21 protein-coding genes and 3 pseudogenes are annotated in these 24,692 nt (G+C 64.7%); 6 read left to right on the top strand and 18 right to left on the bottom strand.

The features are described 5' to 3' along the window. Window positions 1-3 precede the first annotated feature (3 nt). The 4 genes and pseudogenes from ACZ47F_RS11705 to ACZ47F_RS11690 form a co-directional block, all read right to left on the bottom strand. Complete coding sequence (locus ACZ47F_RS11705; RefSeq protein WP_464924881.1) at window positions 4-624, bottom strand: MotA/TolQ/ExbB proton channel family protein; 621 nt, start codon at window positions 622-624, stop codon at window positions 4-6. A 398-nt stretch (window positions 625-1,022) separates the two neighbouring features. Further along, window positions 1,023-1,405 (bottom strand): annotated as a pseudogene (locus tag ACZ47F_RS11700) (RNA-guided endonuclease InsQ/TnpB family protein); the annotation flags it as partial. A 247-nt stretch (window positions 1,406-1,652) separates the two neighbouring features. Further along, window positions 1,653-2,453 carry a metal ABC transporter permease gene (locus tag ACZ47F_RS11695; protein ID WP_464924880.1) on the bottom strand — a complete coding sequence of 267 codons (801 nt, stop codon included), beginning with the start codon at window positions 2,451-2,453 and terminating at the stop codon, window positions 1,653-1,655. Continuing rightward, window positions 2,450-3,214: an ATP-binding cassette domain-containing protein gene (locus ACZ47F_RS11690; RefSeq protein ID WP_464924879.1), complete on the bottom strand. Its 765-nt coding sequence runs from the start codon at window positions 3,212-3,214 to the stop codon at window positions 2,450-2,452. The genes ACZ47F_RS11695 and ACZ47F_RS11690 overlap by 4 nt, the downstream gene beginning before the upstream one ends. 65 nt (window positions 3,215-3,279) lie before the next feature. Between ACZ47F_RS11690 and ACZ47F_RS11685 the strand changes: the two genes are divergently transcribed. Then, a complete protein-coding gene (locus ACZ47F_RS11685; protein ID WP_464924878.1) occupies window positions 3,280-4,239 on the top strand; it encodes a zinc ABC transporter substrate-binding protein in 960 nt (319 codons plus the stop codon). A 23-nt stretch (window positions 4,240-4,262) separates the two neighbouring features. Here ACZ47F_RS11685 and dxs read toward each other — a convergent pair whose 3' ends face one another. The 4 genes from dxs to ACZ47F_RS11665 form a co-directional block, all read right to left on the bottom strand. Continuing rightward, window positions 4,263-6,176 (bottom strand): 1-deoxy-D-xylulose-5-phosphate synthase, encoded by a 1,914-nt coding sequence (gene dxs, locus ACZ47F_RS11680; protein ID WP_464924877.1) that lies wholly within the window; start codon window positions 6,174-6,176, stop codon window positions 4,263-4,265. Between the two features lie 11 nt (window positions 6,177-6,187). Then, window positions 6,188-6,694: a disulfide bond formation protein B gene (locus ACZ47F_RS11675; protein ID WP_464924876.1), complete on the bottom strand. Its 507-nt coding sequence runs from the start codon at window positions 6,692-6,694 to the stop codon at window positions 6,188-6,190. 30 nt (window positions 6,695-6,724) lie between these two features. After that, window positions 6,725-7,612, bottom strand: coding sequence for a polyprenyl synthetase family protein (locus ACZ47F_RS11670; RefSeq protein ID WP_464926631.1), 888 nt, complete (start codon window positions 7,610-7,612; stop codon window positions 6,725-6,727). Window positions 7,613-7,676: 64 nt separating this feature from the next. Continuing rightward, window positions 7,677-7,943 (bottom strand): exodeoxyribonuclease VII small subunit, encoded by a 267-nt coding sequence (locus ACZ47F_RS11665; protein ID WP_464924875.1) that lies wholly within the window; start codon window positions 7,941-7,943, stop codon window positions 7,677-7,679. A gap of 169 nt (window positions 7,944-8,112) precedes the next feature. On the opposite strand from ACZ47F_RS11665, the pseudogene ACZ47F_RS11660 reads away from it, so the two are divergent. From ACZ47F_RS11660 to ACZ47F_RS11645, 4 genes and pseudogenes are all read left to right on the top strand, one after another. After that, window positions 8,113-9,219 (top strand): annotated as a pseudogene (locus ACZ47F_RS11660) (aromatic ring-hydroxylating oxygenase subunit alpha). A 20-nt stretch (window positions 9,220-9,239) separates the two neighbouring features. Beyond that, window positions 9,240-10,091 (top strand): sulfurtransferase, encoded by an 852-nt coding sequence (locus ACZ47F_RS11655; protein WP_464924874.1) that lies wholly within the window; start codon window positions 9,240-9,242, stop codon window positions 10,089-10,091. A 111-nt stretch (window positions 10,092-10,202) separates the two neighbouring features. Then, a complete protein-coding gene (locus tag ACZ47F_RS11650) occupies window positions 10,203-10,637 on the top strand; it encodes a universal stress protein (protein WP_464924873.1) in 435 nt (144 codons plus the stop codon). A 66-nt stretch (window positions 10,638-10,703) separates the two neighbouring features. Beyond that, a complete protein-coding gene (locus ACZ47F_RS11645; RefSeq protein WP_464924872.1) occupies window positions 10,704-11,138 on the top strand; it encodes a universal stress protein in 435 nt (144 codons plus the stop codon). A gap of 13 nt (window positions 11,139-11,151) precedes the next feature. Here ACZ47F_RS11645 and ACZ47F_RS11640 read toward each other — a convergent pair. The 7 genes and pseudogenes from ACZ47F_RS11640 to ilvD all read right to left on the bottom strand — a co-directional run bounded on the left by ACZ47F_RS11640 (window position 11,152) and on the right by ilvD (window position 19,419). Further along, window positions 11,152-12,047: pseudogene (locus ACZ47F_RS11640) on the bottom strand (dienelactone hydrolase family protein). 66 nt (window positions 12,048-12,113) lie between these two features. After that, a complete protein-coding gene (locus tag ACZ47F_RS11635; RefSeq protein WP_464924871.1) occupies window positions 12,114-12,722 on the bottom strand; it encodes a DUF1415 domain-containing protein in 609 nt (202 codons plus the stop codon). Window positions 12,723-12,772: 50 nt separating this feature from the next. Further along, window positions 12,773-13,810, bottom strand: coding sequence for a BMP family ABC transporter substrate-binding protein (locus ACZ47F_RS11630; RefSeq protein WP_464926630.1), 1,038 nt, complete (start codon window positions 13,808-13,810; stop codon window positions 12,773-12,775). A 118-nt stretch (window positions 13,811-13,928) separates the two neighbouring features. After that, entirely contained in the window at window positions 13,929-14,849 is a 921-nt protein-coding gene (locus tag ACZ47F_RS11625; protein WP_464924870.1) for an ABC transporter permease, read from the bottom strand. A gap of 8 nt (window positions 14,850-14,857) precedes the next feature. Continuing rightward, complete coding sequence (locus ACZ47F_RS11620) at window positions 14,858-15,919, bottom strand: ABC transporter permease (protein ID WP_464924869.1); 1,062 nt, start codon at window positions 15,917-15,919, stop codon at window positions 14,858-14,860. Continuing rightward, entirely contained in the window at window positions 15,906-17,438 is a 1,533-nt protein-coding gene (locus tag ACZ47F_RS11615) for an ABC transporter ATP-binding protein (protein WP_464924868.1), read from the bottom strand. The genes ACZ47F_RS11620 and ACZ47F_RS11615 overlap by 14 nt, the downstream gene beginning before the upstream one ends. Before the next feature lie 139 nt (window positions 17,439-17,577). Beyond that, entirely contained in the window at window positions 17,578-19,419 is a 1,842-nt protein-coding gene (gene ilvD / locus ACZ47F_RS11610) for a dihydroxy-acid dehydratase (RefSeq protein ID WP_464924867.1), read from the bottom strand. 106 nt (window positions 19,420-19,525) lie between these two features. Here ilvD and ACZ47F_RS11605 point away from each other — a divergent pair, with 106 nt between their 5' ends. Beyond that, a complete protein-coding gene (locus ACZ47F_RS11605) occupies window positions 19,526-20,443 on the top strand; it encodes a LysR family transcriptional regulator (RefSeq protein ID WP_464924866.1) in 918 nt (305 codons plus the stop codon). A 55-nt stretch (window positions 20,444-20,498) separates the two neighbouring features. Here ACZ47F_RS11605 and clpA read toward each other — a convergent pair whose 3' ends face one another. The 3 genes from clpA to icd all read right to left on the bottom strand — a co-directional run bounded on the left by clpA (window position 20,499) and on the right by icd (window position 24,612). Then, window positions 20,499-22,811: an ATP-dependent Clp protease ATP-binding subunit ClpA gene (gene clpA, locus ACZ47F_RS11600; RefSeq protein WP_464924865.1), complete on the bottom strand. Its 2,313-nt coding sequence runs from the start codon at window positions 22,809-22,811 to the stop codon at window positions 20,499-20,501. A 10-nt stretch (window positions 22,812-22,821) separates the two neighbouring features. After that, window positions 22,822-23,154, bottom strand: coding sequence for an ATP-dependent Clp protease adapter ClpS (gene clpS / locus ACZ47F_RS11595; protein WP_464924864.1), 333 nt, complete (start codon window positions 23,152-23,154; stop codon window positions 22,822-22,824). Window positions 23,155-23,361: 207 nt separating this feature from the next. Then, window positions 23,362-24,612, bottom strand: coding sequence for an NADP-dependent isocitrate dehydrogenase (icd, locus tag ACZ47F_RS11590; RefSeq protein WP_464924863.1), 1,251 nt, complete (start codon window positions 24,610-24,612; stop codon window positions 23,362-23,364). Window positions 24,613-24,692: the final 80 nt, after the last annotated feature.

Raw genomic sequence — 24,692 nt, 5'->3', positions numbered from 1 at the left:
GGTTCAGCGGCGCGGCAGATAGGTTTGCAGGTGCGTGGCCAGACGGCGCGCGGCCTGTTCCAGATCGATGGTGTAGGCGTCGACCCGGCTGCGGAAATAGCGGTAGAAGATCAGTGAGGGCACCGCGACGATCAGACCGAAGGCGGTGTTGTACAGCGCAACCGAAATGCCATGCGCCAGCACTGTCGGGTCGGTGCCTGCGGCCGACTGCGAGCCGAAGATTTCGATCATGCCCACCACGGTGCCCAGCAGCCCGAGCAGTGGCGCGGCCGAAGCCACGGTGGCAAGGGCGCCAAGGTATTTCTGCAGGCGGTAGACCTCGTGTCGTCCGGCATTTTCCAGGTCTTCCTCTAGCGCAGCGACACTGGCGTGCGGCCGTGCCACCGAGCGGAAGCCGCTGGCCAGCACCGCGCCCAGCGGCGAGTTGCGCTCGAGTTTGTCGATCACGTCGGCGCTGAGAAGTTGCTTGGACGAGACATCGAGCGCTTCCTCGAGCAGCCTGGGCGGCAGGATGCGGGCGCGCCGCAGCGCGGTCAGGCGTTCGAGAATCACTGCCAGCGCCACGATCGAACACAGGATCAGCGGCCAGATCGGCCAGCCAGCGGCTTGCACCATGTGAAACATGCAGTTGTCCTTTGCGTCTGCTCCGTCACCCGACGGACATGCCCTCTCCCACACCAGCCGCGCATTATGCCGGCTGCCGAAATGGGTGCACAAGCCGCGCGCCGGGCGCGGCTTAGGCATCGCTGCCGGGAGTCGGGACTTATCCCGTCAAACTGTGGACAACTCTGTGGGCAAGCGCTGAATCGCCTCGCCAAATCGAGCAAATTCAAGCATTCCAATCAGGATGACGCTTTTTTAGGCAGGATTTTCTCATTGAAAATCAATGCGTTGCCATGACGCTGCAGGATTTTTCGAGGATCGCCGGACGGCTTGAGTCGCCCCGGCGCGCTGTGCACATCCCCGTACAACACGCGGCATTGACATCCTCCCCAGCCCAAAGGCTGGGGATTCCTACGGCGCTACGCATGGGTTTCCCCTAGGCAGTCGCTTCGGTGGGTTCCTGCTGCTGGCGGCATTGCTGCACCGCTCACTTCACAGGCGATCCGGGCTGCGCTTTCGCGCCCGACGCAAGCATGCGCCGTGTCCTGCCCTTCGTCTCGCAACATGTCCATCCCGCGAGAAAGGATGTTGATCGCGCCGACCACATCGGCGTTGTCCTCGAAACCGCATTCCACACACGCGAACCGGGCTTGCGTCTGCCGATTGGCCGCCGACACATGGCCGCAGCATGGACAGGTGCGGCTCGTGTTCTGCGGCGGCACAGCAATGAGCCAGCCGCCCGCCACTGGAGCTTGTAGCCCAATTGGCGGCGGAACTCGAACCAGCCTTGGTCGAGGATGGATGCTGCCGTCGCGCAACCGCACGTTCAGGGGATAGCGCAAGCCCTTGATGCCCACGCGCTGAATGGCGATATGGCGATCGTCGATCGTGCTCTGGATGTCCGGGATGGCTTCGAAGGGTTTGTTCATCGGGTGACGGGTAAGGCGGCACAGCATCCGGGCCGCCGGCCCGGGGCATTGTTGAGAGAAGTTTGTGGATTATCTCGGACGACGTGCGCCCTTGCCCGGTTCGTGGGAAAAGCCCTGCCCTCACCCCCGCGCCGGCACCGCGCGCAGCAGTAGAAAAAAGGCCGCCGCAACCACCACCATGGCGGGTCCGGATGGCGCGTCGGAATGCAGCGAAGCCAGCATGCCGAGCACGACAGACATGGCTCCGATCACGACCGCGCCCAGCGCCATTTGCAGCGGCGTGCGCGCCAGACGCCGCGCTGCCGCAGCCGGGATGGTGAGCATGGCCACCGTCAGCAGAATGCCCACAAGCTTCATCGCCAGTGCGACGAACACCGCGAGCACCAGCATGAAAGCCAGTTGCAACCACTTGACCCGGCAGCCCTCCACGGCGGCCAGTTCTTCATGCACGGTCAGCGCCAGCAGGCCCTGCCACAGCCAGGCGATGAGGCCAAGACCGACGAGATCGATCAGCGCCACCCACCACAGATCAGCAGGGCGCAGCGCCAGGATGTCGCCGAACAGGTAGGAAAACAGATCCACCCTCACGTCTTCCATGAACGCCAGCACCACCAGGCCCAGCGCTAGACTGGTGTGCGCCAGCAGGCCGAGCATGGCGTCCTCGCCCACGCCATCCGCCGGATTGCGACGCGCTAGAATGATGGCGATCACAACGCTCACCGCAAGGACGCCAATGATCGGGGCGAGGTGCAGCAGCAGCCCCAGCCCGACCCCGAGAAAGGCCGAATGCGCCAGCGTCTCGCCAAAGTAGGCCATGCGCCGCCACACCACAAAGCAGCCCAGCGGCCCGGACAGCAGCGCCACGCCCACACCGCCCAGTAACGCTCGCCAGACAAAGTCTGGCAGCAGGAAGTCAGTCATGGCATCTCCTTTGGCTGCGCATCGGAGACGATGTCACCGTGCAGATCGTGACGATGATCGTGATGGTGACGGTACAGCGCCAGTCCGGCCATGTCGCGCCCGAACAGCCGCAGATATTCCGGATGCACGCTGATGTCCTCTGGCCTGCCCACGCAACACACATGACGCTCCAGACAGATCACCACGTCGGTGGCTGCCATCACCAGATGCAGGTCGTGCGAGACTATCAGCACACCGCATCCGGTGGTGTCGCGCAGGCGTCGGATCAGGTCGTACAGGTCCTGCTGGCCCAGCACATCCAGGCCCTGCGCCGGTTCGTCGAGTACCAGCAGGTCGGGCTTGCGCAGCAGCGCGCGGGCCAGCAGCACGCGCTGCATCTCGCCACCGGACAGCGCGCGCAGTGGGCGCCGCAGCAGATCGCCCGCGCCGATGTCTGCGAGCACCAGCCTGCGCTGCTGCGGCCTGCTGCGTCCGGCCAGCTGCAGAAAACCGTCCACATCCATTGGCAGACTCGCGGGCAAGGCAAAACGCTGCGGCACGTAGCCGATCACCAGTCCGGCGCGCTGCTGCACCGCGCCCGCGTCTGGGGCAATCAGGCCTAGCAACACGCGCACCAAGGTGGTCTTGCCGGCGCCATTCGGCCCGACCAAGGTGACGATCTGGCGCGGCAACACGCGCAGGTTCACGCCGGCCAGCAGCACATGGCCATTGCGCTGCAGGCTGATGTCGTCGAGGCGGATCAGAGGATCTGTGTCGGGCAAGTTGGGTTATTCTGGTTGCGACTGTTATATTATAACGATCTGTCGCTTGCCGTTCCCCTGCCACCATGTCACACATCCTTCGCCGCATTGTTTCCGTTGCCATGCTGATCGGCGCTTTGTTCGGCCCGCTCATCGCCCAAGCACAGCGCCCCCTCGTGGCGGTGAGCATCAAGCCGGTGGGCGATCTGGTTACCGCGGTCATGGCCGGCGTGGGCACCCCCATCGTGCTGATTCCGCCGGGCAGTTCGCCACATACTTACGCCTTCAAACCCTCCGAGCGCGCGGCAGCGGAGCAGGCGCAGCTTCTGTTCTGGATCGGGCCCGATGTCGAACCGGCATTGACCAAGATCGTCCGGGCCTTGCCCAACGGCGCCCGCGTCATCACCCTGTCCACCCAGCCCAGTATGCACGTGCTGCCGGCCCGCACCGGCGGAGAGTGGGAGCGCAAGCGCCCTGCGCCCGTGCTGCAATCGGCCATGCCAGACCCGCATGACCATCCACAAAGCGGCAGTTTCGACGGCCACATCTGGCTGTCGCCGACTAATGCCAAGCTGATCGTGCGCAGCGCCGCAAGTGCGCTGGAGGTCATCGACCCGCAGCATGCGGCGCAGTACCGGGCCAATGCCGCCCAGGCTGTGCAGCGCATCGACGCTTTGACCGCAGAACTCACCGCGCAGCTCGAACCAGTGAAAGACCGGCCCTTCATTGTGTTTCACGATGCGTTCCAGTATTTCGAGCAGACCTTCGGCCTGCACGCCGTAGGCTCGATTCTGGTCACCCCGGAGGCCATGGTCAACGCTCGCCGCGTGAGCCAGATGCACGACAAGATCAGGACGCTCGGCGTGGTGTGCGTGTTCTCCGAGCCGCAATTCGAGCCGCGTCTGATGCAGACCCTGATCGAGGGCAGCAGCGCCCGCCTAGGTACCCTCGACCCGCTCGGCGCCAAGGGCCCGCTCGGGCTGGATGGCTATCTCCAGCTGATGCGCAATCTGGCGGGCAGTCTGCGCAGTTGCCTGTCCGCGTAGCGCCCAGTCGCCCCCACGATGCCCTACTCGTTGGCGGCGCGCTTGTGCCCGGGCTGGAGCAGACCGGCAAAGCGCGCGCGGATCGACCGGACGATGCCGGCGGCATCCAGCCCCAGGTCGGCGGTGATCTGCGCCGGATCGCCATGCTCGATCCAGGCATCGGGAAGGCCGAGCGTGAGCACCGGCAGCTGCACCCCGGCGGCTTGCAGCGCTTCGAGACACGCGCTGCCAGCGCCGCCCAGCACCGCGCCCTCCTCGACCGTGACCAGCGCATCATGGCTGCGGGCGGCCGCCAGCAGCGTCTCGGTATCGAGCGGCTTGACGAAGCGCATGTTGATCACGCTGGCGTCAAGCTCCTCGGCGGCCTGCAGCGCGGCGTACAGCACCGGGCCGAAGGCGAGGATGGCGATACGCCGCCCGGGCAGCGCCGCACTGGCGCGCCGCGGCTGCGCTCTGCCCCAGGGCAGTTCCGTCAGACCTTGCGCCACGGCCGCGCCCACGCCGCCGCCGCGCGGGTAGCGCACCGCCACCGGACCGGGATGACGATAGCCGGTGGTCAGCAGCAGGCGGCATTCGTTTTCATCCGCAGGGGTGAGCACACTCATATTGGGCACGCAGCGCAGGAAGGCGATGTCGAATGCACCGGTATGCGTGGCGCCGTCCGCGCCCACCACGCCGGCGCGATCGACCGCAAACAGCACCGGCAGGTTCTGGATGGCCACGTCGTGGATGAGTTGGTCGTAGCCGCGCTGCAAAAAAGTGGAATAAATCGCCACCACCGGTTTCATGCCTTCGCACGCAAGGCCTGCGGCAAAGGTCACCGCGTGCTGCTCGGCAATGCCCACGTCGAAATAGCGTTGCGGAAAACGCTGGGCAAACTCCACCAGCCCCGAGCCTTCGCGCATGGCTGGGGTGATGCCCACCAGCCGCGCATCGGCCTGTGCCATGTCGCATAGCCACTGCCCAAACACCTGGGTAAAGGTGGGCGGCTTGCCGGGCTTGCTCGGCGCCAGGCCGACAGCGGGATCGAACTTCCCAGGCCCGTGATACGCGACCGGATCGGCCTCGGCCAGCTTGTAGCCCTGCCCCTTTTTGGTGACCACATGCAGCAGGACCGGACCGTGCATGTCGCGCAGGTTGTGCAGCGTGGGAATCAGCGCGTCCAGGTCGTGGCCGTCGATTGGGCCGAAGTACTTCACGCCCAGTTCCTCGAACAGCGGCGATGGTGCAACCAGGCCCTTGGCATATTCCTCCAGCCGCCGCGCCAGCCCCAGCAGCGGCGGCGCGGCGCTGAGCACTTGCTTGGCTGTGGTGCGCGCCGCGGTAAACAGCCCGCCGGACAGCAGCGCGGTAAGATGGCGGTTGAGCGCGCCTACCGGCGGGGAGATCGACATGTCGTTGTCGTTGAGCACGATCAGCAGATCGGCCTCCGGGTGTACCCCAGCGTTGTTCAGCGCCTCGAACGCCATGCCGCCGGTCAGCGCGCCGTCACCGATGATGGCCACCACCCGGCGTGATTCGCCCTTGCGCTGCGCCGCCAGCGCCATGCCCAGCGCCGCGGAAATGGATGTGGACGAGTGCGCGGTGCCGAACGTGTCGTAGACCGATTCCTCGCGCCGCGGAAAACCGGAAATACCGCCCTTTTGCCGCAGCCCGCGCATGGCCTCGCGCCGGCCGGTGAGAATCTTGTGCGCATAGGTCTGGTGGCCGACATCCCACACCAGCCGGTCCTCCGGCGTATTGAACGCAGCATGCAGCGCAATGGTGAGTTCGACCGTGCCGAGGTTGGACGACAGATGTCCGCCGGTGCGCGAGACCGACTGCAGGATGAATTCCCGCAGTTCGACCGCGAGCTGGCGCAGATGCGCGCGGTCGAGCGCACGCACATCCGCGGGCGAGGACACGCGGGACAGCAGGGAAAAGGAAGAAGTCAGCATCGCTCACGCCATCAGGAACGGCTGCGGCGCCACATCGCCGCAAGCAGCAGGACGAACACCACGGCAAACCCGGCGGCAGACCAGAACGGCAGCGCCAGACCGAGCACTGCGGGCGTGTCCGCGCACAGGCCGTCTGCACGAAACATCCACGGCATCCACTGCGTGATGGCCCAGTGGTTGATCACTGCCGCCAGCGGATCCAAGCCGCAGAGCTGCCCCGGATGCAGGACCAGCCAGAGGTGGCGGGCGGCAAAGCCCAGCCCGGCCACCGCACTGGCCGCGGCCAGGCCCTGCGCCAGCCGCGCGGCAGCTTCCAGCCCGACACGCAGCAAACCTAGGCCCACGAGCGCCAACCCCAGCACACCAAGGTAGGCCAAGCGCTGCAGGATGCACAGCGGGCACGGCGGATGGCCGTGCTGCTGCAGCCACAACGCCCCGCCGAGCGCGACCAGCGCGACGAACGCGGCAAGCGCTGGCAGCACAACGGCAGCGCGATCGGAATGAGGAACAGGGCTCACGGCGGTCTGCTGATGCATACGGGACTGCGGTCAATGCTCGCGCAGCACGATCAGGTCGGCCAGATCGCGCAGGCGTTGGCTAAAGGCACGCTGGGCCGCAGGCAGGGTGTCGAGCGCAGCCTGCGCCTTGTCGCGCAGGGTGTGCGCCAGCTGACGCGCCGCGTCCAGCCCGAGCGCGGACACGTAGGTCGACTTGTTCTGCTGCGCATCCTTGCCCGCGGTCTTGCCCAGCGTGGCGGAGTCCGCGGTCACGTCCAGAATGTCGTCGACTACCTGAAACGCCAGGCCGATGGCCTCGCCGTAGGCCTGCAGCGCAGCATCGATCTCGGCCTGCCGGTCGCAGGCAGGTTCGGCGCAGGCGGCGCCCATCAGCACACTGGCCTTGAGTAGCGCACCAGTCTTGCGGCTGTGCATGTGCATCAACGCATCACCGCTGATCGCGCTGCCGGTGGCGAGAATGTCCATGGTCTGTCCACCGGCCATGCCGTCGGCACCCGATGCCCGCGCCAGCAATGCACACAGCCGGGCCTGCAGCGCCGGCGCCATACCGTGGTCCGGAGTGAGCACTTCGTAGGCCAACGCCTGCAGCGCGTCTCCGGCCAGAAGCGCAAGTGCCTCGCCAAAGCGCACATGGGTGGTCGGCTGGCCGCGGCGCAGCACATCGTCGTCCATGCAGGGCAGATCGTCATGCACCAGAGAGTAAGCATGCACCAGCTCCACCGCGCAGGCGGCACGGTCCAGCGCCTGGGAGTCGGCCTGAACGCACTCCCCTGCAGCCCACACCAGCAGTGGACGCACCCGCTTGCCCCCTAGCGCCGCGGCGTAGTGCATGGCCTCGTGCAGTTGCGGCACCAGCGGATGTGCTTGCGGCACAAAGCGGGCGATCAGTTCCTGCGCCCTGGCCTGATGCTGGCGCATCCAGACATCGAACGGCAGCGCAGCGGCGGCGGGCGGCGCTTCGCTGCGCACGTGCTGCAGGGTTTCAGGCACGATCCCCCTCCGCACCGGGCCCGACAGGCAAGGGCTTGAGCTGCTCACCGTCGAGCACCCGCACCTGTTGCTCCACCGCCTGCAGCTTGCTGCGGCAGAACTGCAGCAGTAGATTGCCCCTCTTGTAGGCCGCCAGGGTGTCGTCGAGGCTGAGCTGTCCTGCCTCCATGGCCTGCACGATACGTTCGAGCTCGGCCAGCGCCTCCTCGTAGCTGGCCGGAGGGGCATCGGGATGGCGAGCGGGTCTGGCGGCGGACATGGGCTTTGGCTGCAGTGCACGCGCGGCATCGCGTCGGCACTGGGGGATGGAGTGGGCAAGCTAGGCATTTTAGGCGCGTCAGAGGGGTTTTGCCGTCACAGACGGGGTCTACAATCCGCAACTCCTGTCTGGGTTATTTTTTGACGAATTGTGGAGGTGCACCCCCATCATGTCCGATCTGAGCATTCGCCTGTCGCAGGATCATCTGCAGCTGCCGGTCTAGACCTATTTCGACGATGACCTGTTCAAACTGGAACTGGAACAGATCTTTCGTTCCGGGCCGCGCTACATCGGACATGAGCTCACGGTACCCAAGATCGGCGACTACGCCGCCCTCGCACAGGAGGGCGAAGGCCGGGTGCTGGTGCACACCAACGATGGCATCGAACTACTGTCCAACGTCTGCCGTCACCGCCAGGCGGTGATGCTGCGCGGCATGGGCAGTACCGGCAAGAACATCGTCTGCCCACTGCACCGCTGGACTTACGGACTTGACGGCCAGCTCGTCGGCGCCCCGCATTTCGAGCAGGACCCCTGTCTGCATCTACAGAAATACCCGCTGCAGCGCTGGAATGGCATGCTGTTCGAGGACAACGGCTACCCCGTGGCGCAAACCATGCAGCAGCTCTCGGTGCTCAAGGAATTCGACTTCACCGGCTTCGTGCATGACCACACCGAAATGCACATCTGCAACTACAACTGGAAGACCTTCATCGAGGTGTATCTGGAGGACTACCACGTCGTGCCTTTCCACCCCGGCTTGGGCAAGTTCGTCGACTGCAGTGTGCTGCAGTGGCAGTTCGCCCCCGAATGGAGCGTGCAGACCGTCGGTGTGCACGAGGGCCTGCAGCATCCGGGCAGCGCGGTCTATAGCAAGTGGCATCAGGCAGTGCTGAATTTCCGCTCTGACAAGAAGCTGCCCGAGCACGGCGCGATCTGGCTCACCCTGTACCCCAACATCATGCTGGAGTGGTATCCGCATGTGCTCGTAGTCTCCACCCTCTATCCGCTAGCCCCGCAGAAAACCCTGAACATGGTGGAGTTTTTCTACCCTGAGGAAATCGCTGCGTTCGAGCGCGAATTCATCATGGCCGAACGCGCCGCCTACATGGAAACCTGCGCCGAGGACGACGAAATCGCCGAGCGCATGGATGCCGGGCGCAAGGCGCTGTTCGAGCGTGGTGACGACCAGCACGGCCCATACCAGTCGCCAATGGAAGACGGCATGCGGCATTTCCACGCCTGGTACCGTAACAAACTGCAGGTGCCGGCCTGAACCCACCGTCTCCACAAGCCATGCCTGCCCGCTACACCACGCTGATTTCTCCAGCCGAGCTGTCGAGCCTGCCTGATGCCTTCGTGGTCGATTGCAGCCACGATCTGGCCGATCCCCAGGCTGGCGCGCGGCATTACGCCAGCGGGCACATCCCCGGGGCGTTGTTCTTGCACCTCGACCGCGACCTGTCGGCACCGGCGAATGGTCGCAACGGCCGGCATCCGCTGCCCGACCCGCAGGCCTTTGCCGAACGCCTGGCCCAACTGGGGCTGAACCAGGATCAACAGGTGGTCGCCTACGACCGCTCGGGCGGCAGCTTTGCCGTTCGGTTGTGGTGGATGCTGCGCTGGCTCGGACATGACGCGGTGGCCGTGCTCGACGGCGGCTGGCAGGCCTGGGTCGCCGCAGGCGGCGCCAGCCAGAGTGCTGCGCCGGCACCGCGGCCGCCCGGCAGTTTCGTCCGCCGCGCGGCGCTGGCTGGCACGGTATCGGCCGAGGAAGTCTCGGACAACCTTCGCAACCAAAGCAGGCTGTTGCTCGACGCGCGCGCCCCCGAACGGTTCGCCGGCGAGGTCGAGCCGCTCGATCCAGTGGCTGGGCACATTCCCGGCGCCAGGAACCGCTTTTACCAGACCAATCTGCAGCCCGACGGCACGTTCAAGTCGCGCCAGCAGCTGCGCGAGGAATTCACCGCCCTGCTCGAGGACTGGGACCCACGCGACGTGATTCACCACTGCGGCTCCGGCGTCTCGGGCTGCCACAATTTGCTGGCAATGATGCACGCCGGACTCGACGGCAGTCTGCTCTACCCTGGCTCTTGGAGCGAATGGTGCGCCGATCCATCTCACCCCATAGCCAAGGGGCGGAGCTGAGCCATCCGTTTGATCTGCCGCAAACGCGGCGATACATTGCGAGAGCAGCATATGGACGTGGCGACGGGTGAACGGCCACGATCCAGTTTCCCACACGCAACGGAGCTCACCATGTACAAGAAAATTCTTGCCCCCACAGACGGTTCGGAAACCGCCGCCAAGGTCATCCCGCACGCAGTCGAACTGGCCAAGAGTTGCGGCGCGACTGTGATCGGACTCAACGTCACCGACCCCTACCCCTATTCCGGCCTGGCGGAGTCCGTGCCGATCACGGCAGACCAATACCGCGTGCATGTCACCAAACTGGCAGAAGATGCACTCAAACCGCTGCAGGATGCCTGCAAGGCCGCCGGCGTGAACTTCGAGCCGGTGATCGCCGAGGACATCCACCCGTGGAAAGCCATGCTTGATGTGGCCAAGGATCGCGGCTGCGATCTGGTGGTCATCGCCTCGCACGGCCGCCGCGGCGTGCAGGCGCTGCTGCTCGGCAGTGAAACCCAGAAGCTGCTGACCCACTCGACCATTCCGGTCCTGGTGCTGCGCTGACTCATCCCGCCGGGGCGACCGTTCCCAACCCCGGCGGCAACAACCTCAAAACCGGAGCACTCCCCCATGTTCAACCACATTCTGCTGTCCACTGACGGTTCCGATCTGTCTGAAAAAGCCCTGCCTTACGCAATCGAACTGGCCAAAAAATTCGACTCCAGGATCACCGTCGCCTCGGTCATCGACCTCTATCCCTACATCGGCGCGATCGAGGTCATGCCGGTAGGCATGGATCAATGGCAGGAGGAGGTGCGCAAGCAGGCCAACAGCGCACTGCAGCGCATGCGCGATCAGTTGCAAGCCGCCGGACTGCGCTGCGACACGGTGGTGGAGGAAGACGCACAAGCCTGGCGTGGGTTGCTTGCCGTGGCCGAAAAGCAAGGCTGCGACTGCATCATCATCGCCTCGCATGGGCGAGGCGGTTTGAGTTCGGCCATGCTGGGCAGCCAGACTGCGCGCGTGCTGTCGCACTCCAAGCTGCCCGTGCTCGTGGTGCGCTGAACATGGCCTCGCTTCAGGCGACGACCTGATGCTGCCGCAACCAGGCCAGCATCCGGTTCCAGCCGTCCTGCGCGTCGCTGGCGTTGTCGCTCGGCCGGTAGTCTGCATGAAAGCCATGTCCGGCATCGGGATAGACCACGATGTCCGAGGCCCGGGAGCGGCACTGCCTGCTGCGAGCGCCTTGCGCATCTGATCGACCGTCTCGAGCGGGATGCCCTGATCCTTACCGCCATACAGCCCCAGCACCGGCGCCTTGAGTTCCTTGGCGATGTCCACCGGGTTGGTCGGAGTCAGCGCGGACGGCGTGCCCACCACACGGCCATACCATGCCACCCCTGCCTGCACCGGGGCGTGCGCGCAATACAGCCAGACGATACGCCCACCCCAGCAGAACCCGGTGATGCCAACATGACCGGCCTTGCCGCCGTTCGCGCTGGCCCAGTTGCGGCAGGCGTCCAGGTCCTGCATCACCTGGGCGTCGGGCACCTTGGAAATCACATTGCGCATCACCTCGGCGATACTGCCGTAAGTCATCGGATCGCCCTGACGCACGAACAGATCGGGCGCGAGCGCCAGATAGCCCTGATGCGCCAAGCGCCGTGCGACGTCGGCGATGTATTCGTGCACGCCAAAAATTTCGGATACCACCAGCACCACCGGCAGATCGCTCTTGCCCCTGGGCTGGGCGCGGTAGACCGGGATTTTCTGCCCGCCTGATTCGATCTGCACCTCGACTGCCAGCAAGCCCTCGGCCGAGGTGTGGATCGCGGTCTGCGCCACCACCGGCCCTGCAGCCACGGCAAAGCCCACGCCGAGTGCAGAGCGCACAAAGTCGCGCCGCGATAGCGCGCTAGCCGATCTCCCCGGGGTCAGACTGTTGAACTCCGCATCAAGATCCTCGTTCCACATCACCGCCTCCCAAGCTTGCAATTGTGAGCGGATGCGACTGCGCGGCCGCCCCTGCGCTCAGCAGGGTCAATTGCCACAGTCCGGCGTCTGCACATCCTGCGCGCATTGCGCCAGCAGCGCGGCGATGCCCGCCTTGCCCAGCCGACGCATGGTGGCGATATTGGTCTGGTAGATCGCTTCGGGCTCTGGAAACGCGGCCACGGCGCGGTCGATACTGGCTTCGCGGATGAGGTGCAGCATCGGAAACGGCGAGCGGTTGGTCGCGTTGCTCACGTCCGTCGGCCGGGTCCCAGCGAAGCGGTACTGCGGATGAAAGCTGGCGATCTGCAGCACCTCGCGCAGCCCGAGCACCTCCACCACAGCCTCGGCCTGATCGAGAAACGCGTTGTACTGCGCAAAATCGGTGAGCACCTGCGGATGGATCAGCAGCGTGGTTTCCACCACCTCGATCGGCGTGTCGGCCAGCAGCCGCAGCTCGGTACATAGCGCATGCAGCAAGTCCTGCGGCGTGGTGGCATCGCTGTGGACATAGCGGATGCGGCCCTTGACCTGCGGCGCCTTGGCAAACGGACACAGATTGAGCCCGATCACCACCCGATCGACCCATGCGCGAGTCAGCGCCACCGCCTGCTCTGCGGACACCGGTGCACTGCTCACGTCACCTGCCCTGCGCATTGCCAGAGCGTGTCGAGCTGGTCGATCCACGCGCCCCGGCGCATGCCGGATCACTGCCCCGGCACCTTGCCTTCCACACCCTTCACGTAGAACGAGATGCCATGCAGAAACTGGTCGTCGGCCACCTTGCCGGCGGGCAGCACGGTCTTGCCGGTTGAGTCAACGATCGGGCCCTTCCAGATGGCAAGCGTGCCGTTCTTCAGGCCGGCCTCGCGCTCCATCACGGTCTTTTTCAGCGCAGCGGGAACCAGCGGGCTGATGTCCTGGAGCGCGATGGTGTCATGCTTCATGCCCCACCAGTATTGCGCAGGTTTCCAGGTGCCTTTGAGCACCTGATCGGTGAGCATTTCATATAGCGGCGCCCAATTGATGGTGGCCGAGGCCAGGTGCGCCTTGCCGCCGAACTTGCTCATATTGCTGTCCCAGCCGAAGCCGTACTTGCCCAATTTCTCGGCGGTCTGCAGCACTGCCGGGGAGTCGGTGTTCTGGAACAGCACGTCGGCGCCCTGGTTGATCAGCGAGGTGGCAGCTTCGGTTTCTTTCGGCGGGTCGAACCACTTGTTCACCCACACCACCTTGGTGGTGATCCTGGGGTTGACCGACTGCGCGCCCAGAGTGAAGGAATCGATGTTGCGGATGACCTCGGGGATCGGCACCGAGCCGACCACGCCGAGCACATTGGTCTTGGTCATGCCCCCGGCGATCACCCCAGCCAGATACGCGCCTTCATAGGTGCGGGCGTCGTAGGTGCCGACATTCTTTGCAGTCTTGTAGCCGGTTGCGTGCTCGAACTTGACGTTCGGAAAATCTTTCGCCACGCGCAGCACCGATTCCATGTAGCCAAAGCTAGTGGCGAAGATCAGGCCGTCGCCCTGCTGCGCCAAATCGCGCAGCACCCGTGCCGAATCCGGGCCTTCGGGCACGCTTTCGACATACTGGGTCTTGATCCGGTTGCCGAACTTGGCCTGCAGCGCCAGCCGCGCCTGGTTGTGCGCATAGCTCCAGCCGGCATCGCCCACCGGGCCGACGTAGACAAAGCCGATTTTCAGCGGCTCGGCGGCCTGCGCGGACGCGCCGCCAAAGCCCATCAGGCCGGCAACTACAGCCAGCGCGATCAGAGGTTTTTTCAAGCGGGTTGTGAACATGGAGTTCTCCAAAAAATGATGCGAAACCGCATACAAAAATCGTGCCTGAGACAAGGCAGCTTCACCCCGCCGGGCGGAAGGGCTTGCCGATCGACGCGGGCATGTTCTGCCGAATCCACTGCGGATTGCGCGAGATCAGCGCGAGCACCACGATGGTGGCAATATATGGCAGCATCGACAGCAACTGCGACGGCACCTGCACCCCGCTGCCCTGAAAAAAGAATTGCAGCATGGTGACACCGCCGAACAGATACGCGCCGAGCAGCACACGCGCCGGACGCCAGGTGGCGAAGGTGGTCAGCGCCAGCGCAATCCAGCCGCGCCCTGCGGTCATGCCCTGCACCCACAGCGGGGTGTAGATCACCGAGAGATACGCCCCCGCTACGCCCACCAGCGCACCGCCGCACACCAGCGCCAGCAGGCGGAAGCGCCGTACCGGATAGCCCAGCGCATGTGCGACTTCAGGCGACTCGCCCACCGCACGCAGCACCAGCCCGGTGCGGGTGCGGTCGAGAAACCAGATCATGCCCAGCGCCAGCGCGATGGTGAGATACAGCATCAGATGGTGGCGAAACAGCGCCGGGCCGAAGAATGGCAGATCGCTCAGACCCGGAATGGCCCAGGGCGGAAAGTTCGGCAAGCTCTTGCCGACATAGTCGATGCCGATGAACGCCGACAGCCCGCCGCCGAACAGCGTCAGCGCCAGTCCGGTGGCGTACTGGTTGGTGTTGAGCCAGATGACCAGCAGGCCCAGCGCCGCGGCCAGTAGCGCGCCGGTCAGCGCGCCCGCGCCGAACGCCACCCACTGGTTGCCGGTATGCAGCGCCACGGCAAAGCCCACGACAGCGGCCATCAGCATCATGCCTTCGGCACCGAGGTTGACCACGCCGGATTTTTCGTTGATCAGCAGGCCGAGCGCCGCCAGCGCCAGCGGAGTTCCCGCGCTCAGCGCGGTGGCGATGAGAGAGGCGGTCATATCCATGTTCATCTTTACCGTGTGCGCTTGAAGCGGATGCGGTGGTCGATCAGGGTGTCGCAGGCCAGCAGCGAGAACAGCAGCAGCCCCTGGAACATCCCGGTCAGTGCACTCGGCAACCCCAGGCGCGACTGCGCCAGTTCGCCGCCGATATAGAACATCGCCATCAGCGCCCCGGACAGCACGATGCCCACCGGGTTGAGCCGACCGACGAAGGCAACGATGATCGCGGCAAAGCCGTAGCCCTGCGACACCTGCGGCGTGAGTTGCTGCAGCGGGCCGATCGCATCCAGCGCCCCGGCCAGACCGGCGAACGCGCCCGACATCAGCAGCACGCTCCACAGCGCCTTGCGCGATGAATACCCTGCGTAGCGCGCTGCTGCGGGCGCCAGTCCGCTCACCTGCAGCCGGAACCCAGCCACGCTGCGAAACAAAAACAGCCACACCAAACCCACGGTCACCAGCGCGATAGGAAATCCCCAGTTCAGCCGCGTGCCTTCGATCAGGTGGCCCAACAGCGCGGGATCGGCAAACATCTTTGTCTGCGGAAAGTTGTAGCCCTGCGGGTCTTTCCACGGCCCATACACTAGATAGTCGAGTAGGTATTGCGCGACATACACCAGCATCAGGCTGACCAGGATTTCATTGGCGTTGAGCCAGTCGCGCAAGGAAGCGACCAGCCCCGCCCACACCATGCCGCCGAGCATGCCCGCCAGCAGAATGGGCAGCACGATGGCATGCGAGGTGTGGTCGCCCGCCAGCAACGCCACGCCGCCGCCGCAAATCGCCCCGAGGACGTATTGCCCCTCGGCGCCAATGTTCCAGACATTGCTGCGATAGCAGGCCGCCAGACCCAGACCGATGAGGATCAGCGGCGTGGCCTTGAGCGCCAGTTCCGACAGGCTATAGGCGCTTTTGACCGGCTCCCAGAAAAACAGGCCCAGCCCCTGCAGTGGGTTCTTGCCCAGGGCCAGGAAAATGCTCACGCCAAAGGCCACGGTGATGGACAGTGCCAGCAGTGGCGACAGCCACAGCATCAGCCGCGACGGCTGGGCCCGCGCCTCAAGCCGCAGCATGCGCCGCCTCCTCATTCAAGGCACCGTCTTTCGACCACAGCCCGCTCATCCACAGTCCGATCTGCTCCACCGTCGCGTCTGCGCGGGCGACCGCGGGCGAAAGCCTGCCGCGTGCCATGACCTGCAGTCGATCGGCGATCTCGAACAGTTCGTCGATCTCTTCGGAAATGACCAGCACCGCGCAGCCTGCATCGCGTAGCGCGAGCAGTTCCGCACGAATTTGCGCCGCCGCGCCCACGTCCACGCCCCAGGTCGGTTGCGCGACGAGCAGCACCCGGGGCCGGCCAAGGATTTCGCGGCCGACGATGTATTTCTGCAGATTGCCGCCCGACAGGCTACGCGCGGCGGTCTGCGGGCCGCTGGCCTTCACGCCAAAGCGCGCGATCACCGCCTGCGCCTGCGCGCGCAGGGTCTGCCTGCGGATCAGGCCGTGCGCGCTGACCTCGGCCGGCGGCGCGGTCAGCAGCATGTTCTGTTCGAGCGACAGCATCGGCACCGTGGCCCGGCCAAGGCGTTCTTCAGGAATGAAACGCAACCCACGGCTGCGCCGCTGCGCCGGACCGAGCAGGCCCACCGGCTCACCGGCCAGTCGTACCGCCTCGGGGCCCGCGCGCCGGTCCTCGCCCGACAGCATGGCGAGCAGTTCCTGTTGCCCGTTGCCCGACACCCCGGCAATCCCTAGGATTTCCCCTGCGCGCACCTGCAGCGACAGATGATGCAGCGGCACGCTGAACTCGCCATCGCCCGGCAGGCTCAGATCCTGCACCTGCAGCAAGATTTCGCCAGGCTGCGCGGGCCGGTGCTGCAGCGCGGGCGGATCGGCGCCGATCATCAGTCGAGATAGGCTGGCCTCGGTTTCCCTGGTCGGGTCGACCCGCCCGGCCACCTTGCCTGCGCGCAGCACGGTGCAGTTGTGGCACAGGCTGCGGATTTCGTCGAGCTTGTGGCTGATATAGAGAACGCTGCAACCGTCCGCCGCCAGCTGGCGCAGCACCACAAACAGTTTTTCCACTGCCTGCGGCGTGAGCACCGAGGTCGGCTCATCCAGAATCAGCAGCTTGGGGTCGGCCAGCAGACAGCGAATGATTTCCACCCGCTGACGCTCCCCGACCGACAGGGTGTACACCGGGCGACGCGGCGCGATGTCCAAACCATGGCGCTGCGCGACCGCGTCGATGCGACGCTCCACCTCGGAAAGCCCGATGCCCCGCCCCAGCCCGAGCCAGATGTTCTCTGCCGCGGTGAGGGTGTCGAACAGCGAGAAATGCTGGTGGACCATCGCAATGCCCAGATCGCGCGCCATGCCGGGGTTTTTCATCCGCACCGGCATGCCGTTCCAGACGATCTGCCCAGAGTCGGGCTGCACCGCGCCAGAGATGATTTTCATCAGGGTGGACTTGCCCGCACCGTTCTCGCCCAGCACTGCATGGATTTCGCCGGCGGCGACCTGCAGGCTAATGTCGTCATTGGCCTTGACGCCGGGATAGGACTTGCTGATGTGTTCGAGCGCGAGCCGCATGGAAAATCACGGGAGTCATGCAACCCCAAGATTGTCCTACACCTGCCTGCGCGCCCCTGCCGCGCCAGCAGCGCGCGAGACGGCTGATCGCGCTGGGCGCAGCAGCACAGTGCGTCGCAAGAGGCCGCCCGAACGGGCGCTAGTCTTGCAGTAACTCGGGGTTGCGCACCGCGCCCCTATCAGCGCTGGTGACCAGCTTGGCATAGGCCTTGAGCGCCTGACTGACCTTGCGCGCGCGCGGCGCGGCGGGCTTCCACCCGCGGGCATCCTGCTCGGCGCGGCGGCGTGCCAGTTCCTCGTCGCTCACATCCACGCGCACCACGCGGTTGGGTATGTCGATCACGATGCGATCGCCGGTACGCACCAAGCCGATGGTGCCGCCTTCTGCCGCCTCGGGCGAGACATGGCCGATCGACAGCCCGGCGGTGCCGCCGGAGAAGCGCCCATCAGTGATCAGCGCGCAGACCTTGCCCAAGCCCTTGGACTTGAGATAGCTCGTGGGGTAGAGCATTTCCTGCATGCCGGGCCCGCCGCGTGGGCCTTCATAGCGGATGACGACCACGTCGCCCGGCTTGATCTGCCCGCCCAGGATCGCCTCGACCGCGGCGTCCTGGCTTTCCAACACCACCGCAGGGCCGGAGAAGCTCAGGATGCTCTTGTCCACCCCGGCGGTCTTGACGATGCAGCCGCGCTCGGCCAGATTGCCGAACAGCACGGCCAGACCGCCATCGGTGCTATAGGCGTGTGCGATGTCGCGAATACAGCCAGCGGCGCGGTCGGTGTCCAGGGTGTCATAACGGCAGTCCTGCGAGAACGCCTTGGTGGTGCGCACCCCGGCTGGGCCGGCGCGGTAAAAAGTCTGCACCGCCTGGCTGGGCTGGCGGGCGATGTCCCAGGTATCGAGCGCAGCAGCCAGTGTCGGCGCGTGCACCGTGGGTACGCGGGTGTCGAGCAGACCGGCGCGGTCGAGTTCGCCCAGAATCGCCATCACACCGCCGGCACGGTGCACGTCCTCGAGATGGAAATGGCTGGACGGCGCCACCTTGCACAGCGTGGGCACCTTGCGTGACAGGCGATCGATGTCGGCCATACTGAAGTCCACCCCGCCCTCCTGCGCCGCGGCGAGCAGGTGCAGCACGGTGTTGGTCGATCCGCCCATTGCAATGTCCAGCGACATGGCGTTCTCGAACGCGGCCTTGCACGCGATGTTGCGCGGCAGCACGCTGTCGTCATTGCCTTCGTAATACCGCCGCGCTAGATCGACGATGGTGCGCCCCGCCTGGCGGAACAGCTGTTCGCGGTCGGCATGCGTGGCCACCAGCGAGCCGTTACCGGGCAGCGACAGGCCCAGCGCCTCGGTCAGGCAGTTCATCGAGTTGGCTGTGAACATGCCCGAGCATGAACCGCAGGTCGGGCAGGCCGAGCGCTCGATCGATTGCACATCCTCGTCTGATACCTTGTCGTCGGCGGCAGCCACCATGGCGTCGATCAGGTCGAGCGAAATCACCTTGCCCGCCAGCCGAGTCTTGCCCGCCTCCATCGGCCCGCCGGAGACGAACACCGCCGGAATGTTCAGCCGCAGCGCGGCCATCAGCATGCCGGGGGTGATCTTGTCGCAGTTGGAAATGCACACCAGCGCGTCAGCGGTGTGCGCGTTGCACATGTATTCCACACTGTCGGCAATGATGTCGCGCGACGGCAGGCTGTAGAGCATGCCGTCATGGCCCATCGCAATGCCGTCGTCCACCGCAATGGTGTTGAACTCCTTGCCCACGCCACCGGCCTTCTCGATTTCCTCGATGACCAGCTGCCCCAAGTTCTGCAAATGCACATGGCCGGGGACGAACTGGGTGAAGGAATTGGCCACGGCGATGATGGGCTTGCCAAAGTCGCCTTCCTGCATGCCGGTGGCGCGCCACAGCGCGCGGGCCCCGGCCATGTTGCGGCCGGCTGTGCTGGTACGGGAGCGATAGGCGGGCATGGGGCGGTTCTCCTGCGGGAAATGTCGAAACGCAGCGTGATTGTCCGAATCCTCGGCTATATTGAACAATACATTTTTGATTGTGGCGCCATACGTCTGGCGAATCATGGAACTGCGGCAGCTTCGCTACTTCGTCACCATTGCCGAACAGGGCAGCTTTTCTCGCGCAGCCGAACGGCTGCATGTGTCGCAGCCGCCGCTGTCTACCCAGATCAAGGCGCTCGAGGATGAGCTCGGCGCCCGTTTGCTGCTGCGCAGCAATCGCGGTGTGATGCTCACTGCGGCGGGAGAAGCATTTCATGCAGACGCCCGCGCCATCCTCGCCCAGATCGATCAGGCGGTAGCAAGAGCGCAGCGCACTCATCGCGGTGAGGCTGGCCTGCTGAGAATCGGTTTTGTCTCGATTGCGGACTTCGGCATCCTGCCGCCCACGCTCAAAACCTTCCGCATCCGTTTCGCACAGGTGGACGTGCAATTGCACGAACTCACGACCGATGCGCAGATCCGTGATCTGCACGCAGCCGAGCTGGATCTCGGCATCGGGCTTGCCCCGGTCGATGAGCCCGGCCTGCGTTTCACCAGCCTTTTGCACGAACCGCTGATCCTCGCCGCCCCAATCGATCATCCGGCATTGCAGACCCCGGGGGCGGTCGATCTGCGCACTCTGGCCAGGGAACCGTTCATCGTGCCGCCGCGGGCCATCGGGCCCGGGCTGTACGACCTGACCATCAGTCTGTGTCGCGCCGCGGGTTTCGTCCCCCGTATCACCCAGCACGCGCGGCAGATGCAGACCGTGATCGGTCTGGTTTCCAGCGGTATGGGCGTGGCCCTGGTGCCGGCCTCGCTGCAACGGCTCAAGCGCGCGGGTGTGGAGTACCGCGCCTTGCTCGGACCTCCGGCAAGCATCGAGCTCGGCGTGCTGCAGCGGGCACAAACGACCGATCCGCTGCAGGAGAATTTCGTCCAGGTGCTGCTGGAAACGGCTACCGCGTTGGCCGGACTGGAAGCAGACTGCCCAGCCTGACCGACGCTGCCCGACCGACGATCTCAGCGGTTTTCCGGGCCGCCGAGATAGCCGGTCAGACCGCAGCGTCCTCGGCCTCTTTTCGCCGCGATCGTGGCTCGGGCGGAGTGATGTCGAGTTTGATCCTGTCTTTCTCGGGCGCTGACTCGTCGATGTCGACCGACACCCGACCACCATCGACCAGACGACCGAACAGCAGCTCATCGGCCAGCGCGCGCCGTAGCGTGTCCTGGATGAGGCGCTGCATCGGCCGAGCGCCCATCAGCGGGTCAAACCCGGCCTTGGCCAGGTAGCGACGCAGCGCGTCGGAGAAGGAAATCTCGACCTTCTTCTCGGCGAGCTGCGCTTCGAGCTGCAGCAGGAACTTGTCGACCACGCGCAGGATGATGGCCTCGTCCAGCGGCTTGAAGCTGATGATCGCGTCGAGCCGGTTGCGGAACTCGGGCGTAAATAGGCGCTTGATATCGGCCATTTCATCACCCTGTTCGCGCTTGTTGGTAAAGCCGATGGCCGATTTCTGCATGGTTTCCGCGCCGGCATTCGTAGTCATGATCAGAATGATGTTGCGGAAATCGGCCTTGCGTCCGTTGTTGTCGGTGAGCGTGCCGCTGTCCATGACCTGCAGCAGCACATTGAACACGTCCGGATGCGCCTTTTCGATTTCGTCGAGCAGCAGTACCGCATGCGGCTTTTTGGTCACGGCCTCGGTGAGCAGGCCGCCCTGGTCGAAGCCGACATAGCCCGGCGGCGCGCCGATCAGCCGCGAAACAGTGTGCCGCTCCATATACTCGGACATGTCGAAGCGGATGAGCTCGACCCCCAGGGTGAACGCCAGCTGCCGCGCGACCTCGGTCTTGCCCACACCGGTGGGGCCGCTGAACAGGAAGGCGCCGATCGGCTTGTCGGGTTTGCCCAGGCCGGAGCGCGCCATCTTGATGGCGGCGGCCAGTGCGTCGATCGCGGCCTCCTGGCCGAACACCACGTTCTTCAGGTCGCGGTCGAGGTTCTTGAGCTTGGAGCGGTCGTCAGTGGTGACGCTGTGCACTGGCACACGCGCAATCTTGGAAATGATTTCCTCGATCTCGGGCTTACCGATGGTCTTTTTCTGCTTGCTCTTGGGCAGAATGCGCTGCGCCGCGCCGGCTTCGTCGATCACGTCGATCGCTTTGTCGGGCAGGTGGCGGTCGTTGATGTACTTGGCCGAAAGCTCGGCTGCGGCCGACAGTGCACCGGGCGAGTATTTCACACCGTGATGCTCCTCGAAGCGCGATTTCAGCCCGCGCAGGATCTCAACCGTCTGCTGCACGCTGGGCTCGACCACGTCGATTTTCTGGAAACGCCGCGACAGCGCCGCGTCCTTCTCGAAAATGCCGCGGTATTCGGTGAAGGTCGTCGCCCCGATGCAGCGCAACTGCCCGGACGACAGCGCTGGCTTGAGCAGGTTGCTGGCGTCAAGAGTGCCGCCCGAGGCCGAACCGGCGCCGATCAGGGTGTGGATCTCGTCGATGAACAAAATGGCGTGCGGCTTGTCCTTGAGCTGCTTGAGCACTGCCTTGAGCCGCTGCTCGAAATCACCCCGGTACTTGGTGCCGGCCAGCAGCGCGCCCATGTCGAGCGAGTAGACCACGGCCTTGTCGAGAATCGCGGGCACCTGGCCTTCGGTGATGCGCCAGGCCAGACCCTCGGCAATCGCGGTCTTGCCCACACCAGCCTCGCCGACCAGCAGCGGGTTGTTCTTGCGCCGACGGCACAGCACCTGGATGACCCGCTCGACCTCGTGTTCGCGGCCGATCAGTGGATCGATCTTGCCCTGTTGCGCCAGCGCGTTGAGGTTGAGGGTGAACTGGTCGAGCGCCGACTCCTTGCCGTCCTTCTCGTCACTGCTCTCCTCGTTCGAGGACGAGGACGACTTGGCCGGCTCCACCGGCTCGGACTTGCGGATGCCGTGCGACAGGAAGTTCACCACGTCGAGCCGAGTGACGCCCTGCTGGTGCAGGTAGTAGACCGCATGCGAGTCCTTCTCGCTGAAAATGGCCACCAGCACATTCGCACCGGTGACCTCCTTCTTGCCGTTGGAGGTGGACTGCACATGCATGATGGCGCGCTGAATCACCCGCTGGAAACCCAGCGTCGGCTGGGTGTCCACATCGTCCGAACCGGGGACGATGGGGGTGTTCTCCTTGATGAACGCGCTCAGGCTCTTGCGCAGATCGTCCAGATTGGCCGAGCATGCGCGCAGGACCTCGGCGGCCGATGGGTTGTCGAGCAGCGCGAGCAGCAGATGCTCGACGGTGATGAATTCGTGGCGCTGCTGGCGCGCCTCGACAAAAGCCATGTGCAGGCTGACTTCCAGTTCTTGCGCAATCATCTCGAGCCTCCTAAATGGCTTCCATCACACACTGCAGCGGGTGACCGGCCTGACGGGCTGCTGCGATCACCTGTTCCACCTTGGTTGCCGCGATATCGCGGGTGTAGACCCCGCAGACACCGCGGCCATCGCGATGCACTTTTAACATGATTTGGGTTGCCGTTTCTCGGTCCTTGTTGAAAAAGTGCTGAATCACGACAACCACGAATTCCATCGGCGTGAAGTTGTCGTTGAGCAAGATGACCTGGTACATCGCCGGCGGTTTGACCCGCAGCGTCTGGCGCTCGGCGACGACAGAGCCGCCGTCTTCGGGGTGATTGGGTGTGGGTGTGGGTGCAGCCATACGCAAATTTTAGGGATGTCTGCCGCAGTTGGGGGGACGTCAAGGGTAATTCCGCAGCGCACCCCCGGGATGACAGGCGGCGACTCTCAGCCTTGCATTTGCGGGAGAAAGAGTGAAAAACAAGACGGAGGTTCCCTGCCTCGCAGCGCAGAAAAAAGACCGCACCAAGCGGTCTTTCGACGGGCACTGCGCGACACGCACACGGGCTCACATGTGGTCGATCATCACCTGTCCAAACCCGGAGCAGCTGACCTGCGTGGCGCCGGGTAGCAGGCGGGCAAAGTCGTAGGTGACCTGCTTGGACAGAATGGCCTTTTCCATGCTGGCGATGATGCGGTCTGCCGCTTCGACCCACCCCATGTGCCGCAGCATCATTTCTGCCGAGAGGATTTCCGAGCCGGGGTTGACATAGTCCTTACCAGCATATTTGGGCGCGGTGCCGTGGGTGGCCTCGAACATCGCCACACTGTCCGACAGGTTCGCCCCCGGCGCGATGCCGATGCCGCCCACCTGCGCAGCCAACGCATCGGAAATGTAGTCGCCGTTGAGATTGAGCGTGGCGATCACGTCGTACTCGTCGGGGCGCAGCAGGATCTGCTGCAGGAAAGCATCGGCGATCATGTCCTTGACCACGATGTCGCGTCCGGTCTTGGGATTCTTGAAGGTCATCCACGGCCCGCCGTCGAGTGGCTGTGCGCCGAACTCCTTTTGCGCCAGACCGTAGCCCCAGTCGCGGAACGCGCCCTCGGTGAACTTCATGATGTTGCCCTTGTGCACCAGGGTGACTGATTTGCGGTCGTTGTCGATTGCGTACTGCATGGCTTTGCGCACCAGCCGCTCGGTGCCCTCGCGCGACACGGGTTTGATGCCGATGCCCGAGGTCTGCGGAAAGCGGATTTTTTTGACCCCCATGTCGTTGATCAGGAAATCGATCACCTTCTTCGCCCCATCCGACTCGGCGGCCCATTCGATGCCGGCGTAGATGTCTTCGGAGTTCTCGCGGAAGATGACCATGTCGGTCTTTTCCGGATGCTTGACCGGCGACGGCACGCCCTGGAAATAGCGCACCGGGCGCAGGCAGACGTAGAGGTCGAGTTCCTGCCGCAGCGCGACATTGAGCGAGCGGATGCCGCCACCCACCGGGGTGGTCAGCGGCCCCTTGATCGACACCACATAGTCCTTGAGCACCTGCAGGGTCGATTCGGGCAGCCAGACATCCGGGCCGTAGACGCGGGTGGCCTTCTCGCCAGCAAAGATTTCCATCCAGGCGATCCTGCGCTTGCCGCCATAGGCTTTTTGCACCGCCGCATCGACCACCTTGATCATCACCGGGGTGATGTCCACCCCGGTGCCATCACCCTCGATGTAGGGGATGATGGGATGATCCGGGACGTTGAGCGAGAAGTCCGGGTTGACCGTGATTTTCTCGCCGGCGGGAATGCGGATATGCTGGTCCATGAGGGGTCTCCTTCGGTAATGACCCGGGCATTCTATGCCGCGGCAGGAGCAGAGCGAAACAGTCTTGTATATGACACAAG

It is taken from the genome of Thiomonas islandica (genome assembly GCF_055383445.1).
Note: the sequence above shows the minus strand (reverse complement) of the source record. Positions and strands in the feature narration are given on the sequence as shown.

Bases quoted from the DNA above. Each gene is read 5' to 3' on its own strand.
- ACZ47F_RS11705 (WP_464924881.1), bottom strand. From the start codon at position 624: ATGTTTCACATGGTGCAAGCCGCTGGCTGGCCGATCTGGCCGCTGATC.
- ACZ47F_RS11695 (WP_464924880.1), bottom strand. From the start codon at position 2,453: ATGACTGACTTCCTGCTGCCAGACTTTGTCTGGCGAGCGTTACTGGGC.
- ACZ47F_RS11685 (WP_464924878.1), top strand. From the start codon at position 3,280: ATGTCACACATCCTTCGCCGCATTGTTTCCGTTGCCATGCTGATCGGC.
- dxs (WP_464924877.1), bottom strand. From the start codon at position 6,176: ATGCTGACTTCTTCCTTTTCCCTGCTGTCCCGCGTGTCCTCGCCCGCG.
- ACZ47F_RS11670 (WP_464926631.1), bottom strand. From the start codon at position 7,612: ATGCGCCAGCATCAGGCCAGGGCGCAGGAACTGATCGCCCGCTTTGTG.
- ACZ47F_RS11665 (WP_464924875.1), bottom strand. From the start codon at position 7,943: ATGTCCGCCGCCAGACCCGCTCGCCATCCCGATGCCCCTCCGGCCAGC.
- ACZ47F_RS11655 (WP_464924874.1), top strand. From the start codon at position 9,240: ATGCCTGCCCGCTACACCACGCTGATTTCTCCAGCCGAGCTGTCGAGC.
- ACZ47F_RS11650 (WP_464924873.1), top strand. From the start codon at position 10,203: ATGTACAAGAAAATTCTTGCCCCCACAGACGGTTCGGAAACCGCCGCC.
- ACZ47F_RS11645 (WP_464924872.1), top strand. From the start codon at position 10,704: ATGTTCAACCACATTCTGCTGTCCACTGACGGTTCCGATCTGTCTGAA.
- ACZ47F_RS11635 (WP_464924871.1), bottom strand. From the start codon at position 12,722: ATGCGCAGGGCAGGTGACGTGAGCAGTGCACCGGTGTCCGCAGAGCAG.
- ACZ47F_RS11630 (WP_464926630.1), bottom strand. From the start codon at position 13,810: ATGGGCTTTGGCGGCGCGTCCGCGCAGGCCGCCGAGCCGCTGAAAATC.
- ACZ47F_RS11625 (WP_464924870.1), bottom strand. From the start codon at position 14,849: ATGGATATGACCGCCTCTCTCATCGCCACCGCGCTGAGCGCGGGAACT.
- ACZ47F_RS11620 (WP_464924869.1), bottom strand. From the start codon at position 15,919: ATGCTGCGGCTTGAGGCGCGGGCCCAGCCGTCGCGGCTGATGCTGTGG.
- ACZ47F_RS11615 (WP_464924868.1), bottom strand. From the start codon at position 17,438: ATGCGGCTCGCGCTCGAACACATCAGCAAGTCCTATCCCGGCGTCAAG.
- ilvD (WP_464924867.1), bottom strand. From the start codon at position 19,419: ATGCCCGCCTATCGCTCCCGTACCAGCACAGCCGGCCGCAACATGGCC.
- ACZ47F_RS11605 (WP_464924866.1), top strand. From the start codon at position 19,526: ATGGAACTGCGGCAGCTTCGCTACTTCGTCACCATTGCCGAACAGGGC.
- clpA (WP_464924865.1), bottom strand. From the start codon at position 22,811: ATGATTGCGCAAGAACTGGAAGTCAGCCTGCACATGGCTTTTGTCGAG.
- clpS (WP_464924864.1), bottom strand. From the start codon at position 23,154: ATGGCTGCACCCACACCCACACCCAATCACCCCGAAGACGGCGGCTCT.
- icd (WP_464924863.1), bottom strand. From the start codon at position 24,612: ATGGACCAGCATATCCGCATTCCCGCCGGCGAGAAAATCACGGTCAAC.